Origin of the sequence: Nonomuraea sp. NPDC047897 (genome assembly GCF_043204415.1) — a bacterium.
Taxonomy (GTDB): domain Bacteria; phylum Actinomycetota; class Actinomycetes; order Streptosporangiales; family Streptosporangiaceae; genus Nonomuraea.
This window is the reverse complement of the sequence record NZ_JBIDCC010000004.1, coordinates 64,688-74,520: the sequence shown is the minus strand read 5'-3', so window position 1 is coordinate 74,520 and position 9,833 is coordinate 64,688. Positions and strand designations below refer to the sequence as shown.

The following is a 9,833-nucleotide window of genomic DNA, read 5'->3' as shown; positions in this document are numbered from 1 at the left end:
GGCTTCTCGCTAAGCCGCTTGCGTAGCCTGGCGAAGGGCAAGCCCTGCCCTGAGGATGTTGATCGCCGCGTTCACATCGGCGTGCGCGGTGTGCCCGCACGCCGTACAGGCGAACGCGGCCTGGGTGAGACGGTTCTCCTTCGCCACGTGCCCGCAGCGCGAGCACGTGCGGGAGGTGTTGCGGGGATCGACTGCGATCAGCTCTCGACCGGCGCTTTCAGCCTTGTGCGACAGGATCGTCAGAAACACCCCCCAACCCGCGTCCAGAATGCTCCGGTTCAGGCCGGACTTGGCGGCGACGTTACGGCCGGGCGCCTCGATCGTGCCGGACGCCGAACGGGTCATGTTCGCGATCCGCAGGTCCTCGTGCACGATCACGTCGTAGCCACGGACCAGCGCCAACGCGGCCTTGTGCGCGCCGTCCACCCGCTGGCGGCGGACCTTGGCGTGCAACGCCGCCACCCGGGCCACGGCCTTACGCCGGCGCTTGGACCCGCGCTTCTTCCTGGCGAGATCGCGCTGGGCCGATGCCAGACGGCCGGCGCAGGCGGCCAGGTGCCGCTGGTTGTCGATGCGGTGGCCCTCGCTGGTCGTGACCAGCGAGGCGAGGCCCAGGTCGATCCCCGCGACCAGACCGGTCGCGGGCAGCGGCTGCGCGGGCACGTCGTCACACGACAGCACCACGTACCAGCGGCGGCCTTCACGCTTGACGCTGATCGTCTTCACCCGGCCCTTGACCGGGCGGTGCCGATGCACCCGCACATGGCCGATGCCGAGCAGATAAACCCGTGTCACCGGTTCATGCGGCTGGGAGTCCCAGGTCGCGCCGTTTCTGGTCGCGGGCCACTCGACCGTGTCGAACCAGCCCCGGCCCTTGAACCGCGGGTATCCGGGCTTCGCGCCGTTCTTGATGCGGCGGAAGAACGCGGCGAACGCCTTGTCCAGACGGCGAAGCGTCTGCTGCTGCGAGCCCGCCGACCAGCGGCCCTGACCATCCAGATCGTCGGCGCGGATGTGCTTCAACTCCGCCGACTGATCGCCATAGCGGATCGTGACACCCGCCTTGGCGTAGGCGGTGCGCCGATGCTCCAGCGCGGCGTTGTAGAGCTGCCGGTGATCCTCCAGGCAAGCGGCGAGCGCGGCCGCTTGGCGAGCCGTGGGGCGCAGCAGGAACTTGAACGACCTGCGCACACCCACCTCCCACGCTCGGTAACGACGCGACCACGGTATCGGCAGGCACCGACAAACCCGGAAAGGGGATCTGCGATGCCCAGACCTGGCAGGTCAGAGCACGCTCGGACCTTGGCGGCCCTCCCGCTCCCGATTCCCCCGACGGCCGAAGCCGCCGGTCCCCTCGGGAGGATCTGATGGTTGCCGCCGATCCCTCCGACCCTTCGCCGCGGGCGCTCCGGCCGGGTCGCATGGACCCGCTGGAGGACGCCCTGGAGACGCTGAACCGCGCGTACACCGAGGCCGTCGCCGCGATCACCTCGGTCGCCGACCCGCAGGCGGCCTTCGCGGGCGCCGCCCGCGTGGGCGAGGTGCTGCGGGAGCTGGACGAGGACCTCGCCGCCAGACGGGCCAGGCTGTCCGCGGAGATCCGAATGGGCCTGATCCAGTCGGCGGTGCGGTGAGCGGGGCGTTTTCGGCGGGTGCACACCGGGGACACTGCGCACAGTGACAGAAAGTTACTGTTCGTGACGCAACGGGAAGTGCACCATGATCAAGACAATCCTCGTGCTCGGCGCTGTCGTCGCGGTCGCGACGGCGGTGACGTTCGGCTTCATGACGTTCCGCGAGGGCCCGCGGCCGGCTCACGCGAAGGCCCGCCGCTCCTGACGGCGTCTCGGAAGGCGATCGCGAGGGAGATCCACAGCCCTTCGATCACACCGGCGGGGGCGCGCGGCTTTCGAGTATGGTGACGCTTGCGCGCCCGCGCGGATCTTCCCGTGGGCACCAGGGGCGACTCCGGTGGAGGGGTGTGATGGCAGGGCTTTCTCTCCAGTATCGGGCGTTGGAGGACGGCGAAGCCGCCGCCAACAGGTTGTCGAAGCAGTTCAGGGAGCTGGGGCTGGCCTATCCGGCCGGCACCACCGACTCCTCGGCCTTCGGCGAGCTCGGCGACTCCTCCGCGCTGGCCGGACTCGTCGACGAGATGGAGACCGAGGTCGGCGAGGAGATGGGGGCGGCGCAGAGCAAGCTCTCCGGCGTCGGGTCCGCCTTGGACACGGTGTGGACCTACGTCCACAGAGCCGACACAGCGGACGCCTGATGGACGTCAGCAAGGAACTTGCGGCGTTACCCGGCGGCGACGAGCTGGCCGGCATCCTGAAGAGCGTCAACGGTGATCCGGCGGCCATCCGCGGCGTCGCCAAGCGGTGGCAGGGCACGGCGAAGAGCGTCGGAGAGCACACCGGCACCTTGCGCAGAGCCGTCAAGACCATCGACGCCGCCTGGGAGGGCGGTTCCGCCGACGACTTCGTGTCGCACATGGAGGACTACCACACGGCCGGCGACGGGTTGCGCGACGCGCTGAACAACTCCGCCACCGCCCTGGAGGCGGCGGCCACCGCGCTGGAGACGGCCGAGTCCCGGGTACGCACCCTGTGCGGCAACATCCTGGCCCAGGCCAACGCCTTCCGCCTGAACAATCCCCGCGCGACGCAGAAGCAGTTCGAGGACGCCGTGGCGCCCCTGGTGCGCCAGGCGGTCTCCGAGGCCAAGCTGTCTCTCACGTCGGCGAAAACGGAGGTCGGCAAGGCCAGGACGACGATCAGGTCCCAGCTCGACGGCCGGCGGAAGACCTTCGTGGCCCTCACGCCGCCGCAGGCCGGCCGAGACTGGCAGCCGACGCCCGTCCCCAACTGGTCGAAGACCACGCTGGCGAGCACGAACGGCGGCGGCGGCCGCAACGGCGTCGCCGTCGCGCCGTCCGGTTCCAGCGGCTACTCCGGCTACGCGGGGGCCGGGGGCCCCGGTGGTGACGGCGGCGCGCAGGCCATCCCGTACGTGCAGGGCAACGGCACGGGGGCCGACATCGTCTCGGCCGCCCGCCAGCACATCGGCAAGCCGTACATCTGGGGCGCCAACGGGCCGTCGGCCTTCGACTGCAGCGGCCTGGTCTACTACACGCTGAACCAGGCGGGCATCAAGATCGGCGACACGACCGCGGCCGGCTACCAGAAGAGCGGCCAGCCGGTCACGGACCCGCAGCCCGGCGACATCGTCTTCTTCGGTCAGCCGGCCAGCCACGTCGGCATCTACGTGGGCAACGGGGAGATGATCCACGCGCCGCGCCCGGGAGCCGACGTGACGCTGGCCCGCGTGTCCGGGCAGTCGCCGATCATGTTCCGCCGCTTCACCTGAGCCGCCGCCCTCGGAAGCGCGGGCGCCGCGCGGCACGCGAGCGGCGGACGGCGGCTCTTGGTCGCGCCGGTGCCGCGGAAAGCCACCTCCTCGGGCGCGTCACGCCGGATACGCTCGTGCTGAGGCCGTGCGTTCGGCGCGCGGCCGCGAACCCTTATTTTCCTACCAACTGTGTGGGACACTCAGGTCATGAGTCGGGACGAGAACCGCCCGCGAGGCGAGGCCGCCGAGTCGCCGCTGTCGGCGGCGATCCTGGCCGGCCGGTGGATCAGATCCGCCGCGGTCGACGACGAGCGCGGACGGTGGTGGCAGGCCAACCCCGATCCGCGCGGCAGGTCGGCCGTCACCCCGCAGCCCTGGTCGCTCTACTCCGGAGCCGCCGGGATCGTGCTGTTCTTCCTGGAACTGGCCACCGCGACCGGCCACGAGGCGTACCTCGACGACGCGCGGGCGGGCGCGCGCCGGCTGGCCGCGACCTGGCGGGACCAGCACGACCTGTCCCTCTACCACGGCCTGACCGGCGTCATGATCGCCCTCATGGAGGCCGGCTGGGCACTCGGCGAGGAGTCCTTCGAGGTCGAGGCGCGGGCGATCGCGGACATGATCGTCGCGCGCGGGCACGAGATGGACGGCGGCATCGGCTGGTCGCCCGACCCGGCGCAGCGCGGTGACGGCGGCATCGTGCTCGGCCTGCTGCGCGCCGCCGCCCACCTCGGCGTTCCCGCCTACGAGGAGACCGCCGTGCGGGCGGGCCTGCGCATCGCACGGCTGCCCGTCCCCGGCCACCGCTTCGGCGACTGCGCCGACCTGCCCGTCGACGCGGTCACCCCGGGCTTCCTGGCCGGCACGGCCGGCACGGCGTTCCTGCTGGCCCGCCTGTACGGCCTCACCGGCGATGCGCGTTTCCTGCGGGCGGCGCGCAGCGGCGCCGGCTTCGTAGCCGAGATCAGCACCGTCGCCGGGGCGTGCGCCGTCGTCCCGCACCACGTCCCGCAGGCGCGCACCCTGCACTACCTGGGCTTCTGCTCCGGTTCGGCCGGGGTCGCCCGGATGTTCTACGAGCTGCACCAGGTGGCCGGCGACCCGCGCGACCTCGACTGGGCCGAACGGCTGGCGCGCGGCATCGTCCGGGCGGGCGTGCCGCACCGCCACAGCGAGGGCTTCTGGAACACCGCCTGCCAGTGCTGCGGCACCGCCGGGCTGATCGAGCTGTTCGTCGGCCTGTGGGCGGCCACCGGCCGCGAGAGCCATCTCGACTTCGCCCGCGCCCTGGCCGGGCACCTGGCCGGCCGGGCCAGCGGCCACGACGGGCGCGGCTACCGCTGGTACCAGGCCTACCGGCGGCTACGCCCCGAGGAGGTCAGCGCCGACACCGGCTACATGGTCGGCGCCGCCGGCATCGGCGCCGCGCTGCTCCACCTCGACGCCGCAGGCCGGCCCGACCGACCCCGCCGCGTCATCCTGCTGCCCGACAACCCGTTCCCCGTCATCCCGCTGCCGGCGTCCTCACCGCTCACCCGCTGAACCGGCCACCCGCTGATCGACTACATTGCCGGCATGACCTGTGAATCCGTGCGAGCCGCGATCGCCGGCGAGTTACGCATCCTCGAACCGGCGGTCCGTACCTCGGCCGCACTGCTGGACGAGTTCCTCGACCCCGAGTTCACCGAGATCGGGGCGTCGGGACAGCTGTGGGACCGGCCGTCCATCATCGCCCTGCTCGCCGACGGCCCGCCGCCGGCGCCCGTGACCGTGACCGACATGGCGGGCAGGCTCCTGGCCCCGGGTCTGGTTCACCTGACGTACGTCAGCGACACCGCGGGGCGCCGGGCGCGGCGCAGCTCCCTGTGGCGGTGCACGGAGCAAGGGTGGCGGGTGCTCTTCCACCAGGGCACGCCGTCACCCGGAGGCGACCAGCGCGCGCTCTGAGCCCTGGCCGCCTGACCCGGTGCGCGGGGGAGCGCATGAGGTCGGCTTGGCCGAGAGAGGGGGGCAGGAAACAGGCATTTTAGGCACTGCCACGTGTCGGCCCATGGGGCGAGGGGAGGAATGCCCACGCAGTCCCCCCGACGGAGAGCGGTGCGTCCAGCACCGCGAATGCGGGCGAATCGGGGGAGCCGTGAAGGGGTACGACTTCGAGGGGCCGGCGCTGGAGCTCGGGGCCCTGGTGCGTGAGGGCGGGGTCGCCGACCCCGCGGAGCGGATCCGGATCCCCCTGAGCATGCTCAACCGGCACGGACTGGTGGCCGGCGCCACCGGGACCGGCAAGACCAAAACCCTCCAGCTCATGGCGGAGCAGCTCGCGACCCAGGGGGTCCCGGTCTTCCTCGCCGACATCAAGGGCGACCTGTCGGGGCTGGCCTCTCCGGGCACCGCCTCCGACCGCGTCACCCGGCGGACCGCCGAGGTCGGGCAGGCCTGGGAGCCGATGGCGTGCCCGGCGGAGTTCTACTCCCTGGGCGGACTGGGGTCCGGTGTCCCGATCCGCGCCACGATGACGGCCTTCGGGCCGACCCTGCTGGCCAAGGTCCTCGGTCTCAACGAGACGCAGGAGTCGTCACTCGGGCTGATCTTCTATTTCGCCGACAAGAACGGCATGCCGCTGCTCGACCTCAAGGACCTGATCGCGGTCATCCGGTACCTGACCAGCACCCCCGAGGAGCTCAGCGGGATCGGCGGGCTCTCGGCCGCCACCGCCGGGGTCATCCTGCGTGCGTTGACCAACTTCGAGGCGCAGGGGGCCGACGCGTTCTTCGGCGAACCGGAGTTCGACGTACACGACCTGCTCCGGGTGACGCCGGACGGCCGGGGCATGGTCTCCGTCCTCGAACTGCCCGCCGTGCAGGACCGGCCGCAGCTCTTCTCCACCTTCCTGATGTGGCTGCTCGCCGACCTCTTCCACGAACTCCCCGAAGTGGGCGACGTCGACAGGCCGAAGCTCGTGTTCTTCTTCGACGAGGCGCACCTGCTGTTCGATGACGCGTCCAAGGCGTTCCTGCAGTCGATCGCGCAGACCGTGCGGCTGATCCGGTCGAAGGGCGTGGGCGTGTTCTTCGTCACCCAGACGCCCAACGACGTGCCGGCCGACGTGCTCGCCCAGCTCGGTGCGCGCGTGCAGCACGCCCTGCGCGCCTTCACCCCGCAGGACGCCAAGGCGCTCAGGTCCACCGTCTCCACCTTCCCCACCTCCTCCTACGACCTGGAACGGCTGCTCACCGAGCTCGGCATCGGCGAGGCCGTCGTCACGGTCCTGTCGGAGACGGGCGCGCCCACCCCGGTGGCCTGGACCCGGCTGCGCGCCCCGCGGACGCTCATGGCGCCGTCGAGCCCGGACGTGGTCGCGGGCGTCATCGCCGCCTCACCGCTCCAGCGCAAGTACGGCACTGCGGTCGACCGGGAGTCGGCGTACGAGATGCTGTCGGCGAGGCTGGCGGCCCCACAGCCCGCCGGGACTCCCGCCGCTTCCCCGCCGGAAGCCCCCCGTCGGCCGGAGACGCGCGGGGAGCGGGAGCCGGAACCGAGACCGTCGCTGCTGGAGAGCGTGCTGGAGTCGAAGGAGCTGCGCTCCATGGCACGGTCGGCGGCGTCCGCCTTCGGCCGGGAGATCACCAGATCGCTGTTCGGGACGGCCCGCCGCAGGCGACGCTGACGTGCCGGTCGGTTGACGTTTCCGGCCCGACCGCCGAACCACGGGGGGCGACGCCGCGTATCTCACTCAGACGCGTATCTCCCTCGGAGCGGCCGGTCCTGCGAGAGCCGGCCCTCGGGCGAAAGGGGCCGACATGCTGGGAGCTTCCTGGCGATCGAGCAAGGTCCGGGTGACGGTGGCCGTCGCCGCGCTGTGCGTTCCGCTGGCCGCGGGCTGCGCCACGGCGTCCGGCGAATCCGCCCCCTCGGCGACGACGACCACGGCGGTGGGCGCGGGCGGCGCGGCCGACTACCTGGAGGAGGACGTCCAGTTCTCCCTGCAGATGATCCCGCACCACCGGCAGACGATCGAGCTGGCCGAGCTGACCGACGGCCGCACCTCCAACGCCTACGTGCGGCGGCTCAGCGCCGACCTCGTCGCGGACGAGCAGGCCGACATCACGCTGATGACGTCGTGGCTGACCTCCTGGAACGTGGACCCGCCGCCGGAGCGCACGGGCGGGCACGACATGCCGGGCATGCTCGGCCCCGTGCAGATCGCGGAGCTGAAGCGGCGCTCCGGCGGCGCGTTCGACCGGATGTGGCTGACCTGGCTGGCCAAGCACCTCGACAGCGGCGTGCGGATGGCCGAGTCGGTCCAGGGCAAGGGCCTCCACGGACCGACCGCCGAACTCGCCGGAAAGATCATCAAAAATCAGCGCGAACTGATCGGCGAGATCGTCAAGCAGGTGGCGTGACGCACGCCGTGACCCACTTCACCTGTGGACGTGTGCCGGAGCATACGATGATTCCTGGCGAGTCCCGGAGGAGGCGTGTGAACCTGGTTGAGCGCGGTGACGGTTTCGCCGAGTTCTGGCGGGAGCGGCACCTGTGCACGCTGTCCACCGCCCGGCCCGACGGCTCCCCGCACGTGGTGCCGGTGGGCGCCACCCTCGACCTGGCCGCCGGCATCGCCCGCGTGATCACCTCCGGCACCTCGCAGAAGGCCCGGCTCGCCGCGGCGGCGGGACCCGACGGGGCGAAGGTGGCGCTCTGCCAGGTGGACGGGCGCAGGTGGTCGACGCTGGAAGGGCGGGCCGTGGTCCGCGTCGAGGCCGACCAGGTCGCCGACGCCGAACGCCGCTACGCCGAGCGCTACCGCGAGCCGCGGCCGAACCCCGCCCGGGTCGTCCTGGAGATCCGGGTGACGCGCGTCCTGGGCAACGCGTGATCACGCTCGTCGGATCGGCGCCCACGGCTGGGACGACTCCCCTTACCGCGGCGGCGTGAGCCTGCCGGCCGCTCATGTCGGACGGCCCGGCTGACCGGTGACGGTCAGCCGGTGACGGTCAGGCCCGCGTCGGCGGCCCGGTCGAACTCGTCGTCGACGTGCACCACCGTCCGCCCCGCCCGGGCCAGCAGGGCGGCGGCGGCCGCGGCGCGGTAGCCCGAGCCGCAGTGCACCCACACCGTCCCGGCAGGCACATCGGCCGGCCGGTCCGGCAACTCGGGCAGCGGGACGTTGACGGCTCCCTCGACATGCCCGGCACGCCACTCGCCCGCGAGCCGTACGTCGAGGACGACGTCCGGGGCGGGCAGGTGACGCGGTCCGCGGCCGGCCCGTACGGCGGCCAGGTCGGCGAACGTGGCGAGCGGCCACTCCCCCAGCCGGGTCGCGTCGCCGCCCGCCCAGTCCTCTGGGGCGCCGGTCGCGGCGGCGGCCGGGCGGTCGATGCCGATGCGGGCCAGCTCGCGCTGGGCCGTGGCGACCTGCTCGGCCGTCTCGCCCAGCAGCGTGATGGGCGCACCCCAGGGGGCGAGCCAGCCCACCCAGGTCGCCATCGGCCCGTCCAGTCCGAAGCTGAGCGTCCCGGCCAGATGGCGGTGCGCGAACGCCTTGCGCGAACGCAGGTCCACCACCCACTCACCGGCCGCGATCCGCTCACGCAGCCGCGCGGCGTCGGCGGCCTCGGCCGGGGTGAGGTCGACGAGGCCGGCGCCGGCGGTGTTGCGGGCGCCCATGTGGGCGTAGTACGCGGGGTAGGCGTCCAGCCCGGCCAGCGTCTGGGCGACGAAGTCGCCGGCCTCCAGCCGCAGGGCGGGGTTCGCGTCCCGTTCTCGGCCGATGGTGGAGGCGTCGATGTCGGACTGGCCGGAGGCGCAGAAGCTGCCGAACCCGTGGGTGGGCCAGATCCGCGCGCCGTCGGGCAGCAGCTCGGCCAGCCGCCGCGCCGAGGCGTGCTGGCGGTGGGCCAGGGCGCGGGCGTGCCGGGCGCCCAGCAGATCGGTACGACCGGTGGTGCCGAACAGCAGCGACCCACCGGTGAACACCCCTTCCACCCCGGAAGGGCCGGTCAGGACGTACGACAGATGGTGGAACGTGTGGCCGGGCGTGGCCACGGCCGCCAGGCGCATCGCGTCCGAGACGGCGATCTCGTCGCCGCCCGCCACCGGCAGCCGGTCGAAGTCCACGGCGTCGCCCGCCGCCACCAGGTAGGCGGCGCCGGTCAACCGGGCCAGCGCCAGGCCGCCGGAGACGTAGTCGTTGTGCAGGTGCGTCTCCGCCACGTGCGTGACCCGCACGCCGAGTCGGCCGGCCAGCATCAGGACGCGGTCGATGTCGCGCTGCGGATCGACCACGAGCGCGACCCGCCCGTCGTGCGCCAGGTAGCTGCGGTCGCCGAGCGAGGAGGTCTCCACCACCTCGACGCTGATCGTCGCCACGTCCGCCCGCCCCCCTCGTCTGCACCGGCAAGGGCCGAAGGTCCCGGCTGCCGGGGACCTGAGCCGGTGCCGTCCCGTCCGCCTCTCCCCTAGCGTCTTCCCCGGAAACCCCGAAT

Annotated in this window: 10 protein-coding genes; 8 read left to right on the top strand and 2 right to left on the bottom strand. The window is 72.5% G+C overall.

Features of this window, described 5'->3' with window-relative positions; all coding sequences use genetic code 11:
- Window positions 1-9 precede the first annotated feature (9 nt).
- A complete protein-coding gene (locus tag ACGF0J_RS10225; protein WP_393144056.1) occupies window positions 10-1,191 on the bottom strand; it encodes an RNA-guided endonuclease InsQ/TnpB family protein in 1,182 nt (393 codons plus the stop codon).
- 176 nt (window positions 1,192-1,367) lie between these two features.
- Here ACGF0J_RS10225 and ACGF0J_RS10220 point away from each other — a divergent pair, with 176 nt between their 5' ends.
- The 8 genes from ACGF0J_RS10220 to ACGF0J_RS10185 all read left to right on the top strand — a co-directional run bounded on the left by ACGF0J_RS10220 (window position 1,368) and on the right by ACGF0J_RS10185 (window position 8,224).
- The gene (locus ACGF0J_RS10220) at window positions 1,368-1,634 is read left to right on the top strand and encodes a hypothetical protein (RefSeq protein WP_393144054.1); all 267 of its coding nucleotides are present in this window, start codon (window positions 1,368-1,370) and stop codon (window positions 1,632-1,634) included.
- Between the two features lie 350 nt (window positions 1,635-1,984).
- Window positions 1,985-2,272 (top strand): hypothetical protein, encoded by a 288-nt coding sequence (locus ACGF0J_RS10215; protein ID WP_393144052.1) that lies wholly within the window; start codon window positions 1,985-1,987, stop codon window positions 2,270-2,272.
- Complete coding sequence (locus tag ACGF0J_RS10210; RefSeq protein WP_393144050.1) at window positions 2,272-3,366, top strand: WXG100 family type VII secretion target; 1,095 nt, start codon at window positions 2,272-2,274, stop codon at window positions 3,364-3,366. The genes ACGF0J_RS10215 and ACGF0J_RS10210 overlap by 1 nt, the downstream gene beginning before the upstream one ends.
- A 189-nt stretch (window positions 3,367-3,555) precedes the next feature.
- Window positions 3,556-4,890: a lanthionine synthetase LanC family protein gene (locus ACGF0J_RS10205; RefSeq protein ID WP_393144048.1), complete on the top strand. Its 1,335-nt coding sequence runs from the start codon at window positions 3,556-3,558 to the stop codon at window positions 4,888-4,890.
- Between the two features lie 33 nt (window positions 4,891-4,923).
- On the top strand, window positions 4,924-5,295 hold the full coding sequence (locus ACGF0J_RS10200; RefSeq protein ID WP_393144046.1) for a DUF4440 domain-containing protein: 372 nt from the start codon (window positions 4,924-4,926) through the stop codon (window positions 5,293-5,295).
- Between the two features lie 190 nt (window positions 5,296-5,485).
- Window positions 5,486-7,015: a helicase HerA-like domain-containing protein gene (locus ACGF0J_RS10195; RefSeq protein ID WP_393144044.1), complete on the top strand. Its 1,530-nt coding sequence runs from the start codon at window positions 5,486-5,488 to the stop codon at window positions 7,013-7,015.
- A 133-nt stretch (window positions 7,016-7,148) separates the two neighbouring features.
- Entirely contained in the window at window positions 7,149-7,751 is a 603-nt protein-coding gene (locus ACGF0J_RS10190; protein ID WP_393144042.1) for a DUF305 domain-containing protein, read from the top strand.
- Between the two features lie 47 nt (window positions 7,752-7,798).
- Window positions 7,799-8,224, top strand: a complete 426-nt coding sequence (locus ACGF0J_RS10185; protein WP_393144040.1) for a TIGR03618 family F420-dependent PPOX class oxidoreductase — start codon at window positions 7,799-7,801, stop codon at window positions 8,222-8,224.
- A gap of 104 nt (window positions 8,225-8,328) precedes the next feature.
- On the opposite strand, the gene ACGF0J_RS10180 is transcribed toward ACGF0J_RS10185, so the two are convergent.
- Complete coding sequence (locus ACGF0J_RS10180) at window positions 8,329-9,717, bottom strand: rhodanese-like domain-containing protein (RefSeq protein WP_393144038.1); 1,389 nt, start codon at window positions 9,715-9,717, stop codon at window positions 8,329-8,331.
- Window positions 9,718-9,833 lie beyond the last annotated feature (116 nt).

Bases quoted from the DNA above. Each gene is read 5' to 3' on its own strand.
- ACGF0J_RS10220 (WP_393144054.1), top strand. From the start codon at position 1,368: ATGGTTGCCGCCGATCCCTCCGACCCTTCGCCGCGGGCGCTCCGGCCG.
- ACGF0J_RS10215 (WP_393144052.1), top strand. From the start codon at position 1,985: ATGGCAGGGCTTTCTCTCCAGTATCGGGCGTTGGAGGACGGCGAAGCC.
- ACGF0J_RS10210 (WP_393144050.1), top strand. From the start codon at position 2,272: ATGGACGTCAGCAAGGAACTTGCGGCGTTACCCGGCGGCGACGAGCTG.
- ACGF0J_RS10205 (WP_393144048.1), top strand. From the start codon at position 3,556: ATGAGTCGGGACGAGAACCGCCCGCGAGGCGAGGCCGCCGAGTCGCCG.
- ACGF0J_RS10200 (WP_393144046.1), top strand. From the start codon at position 4,924: ATGACCTGTGAATCCGTGCGAGCCGCGATCGCCGGCGAGTTACGCATC.
- ACGF0J_RS10190 (WP_393144042.1), top strand. From the start codon at position 7,149: ATGCTGGGAGCTTCCTGGCGATCGAGCAAGGTCCGGGTGACGGTGGCC.
- ACGF0J_RS10185 (WP_393144040.1), top strand. From the start codon at position 7,799: ATGATTCCTGGCGAGTCCCGGAGGAGGCGTGTGAACCTGGTTGAGCGC.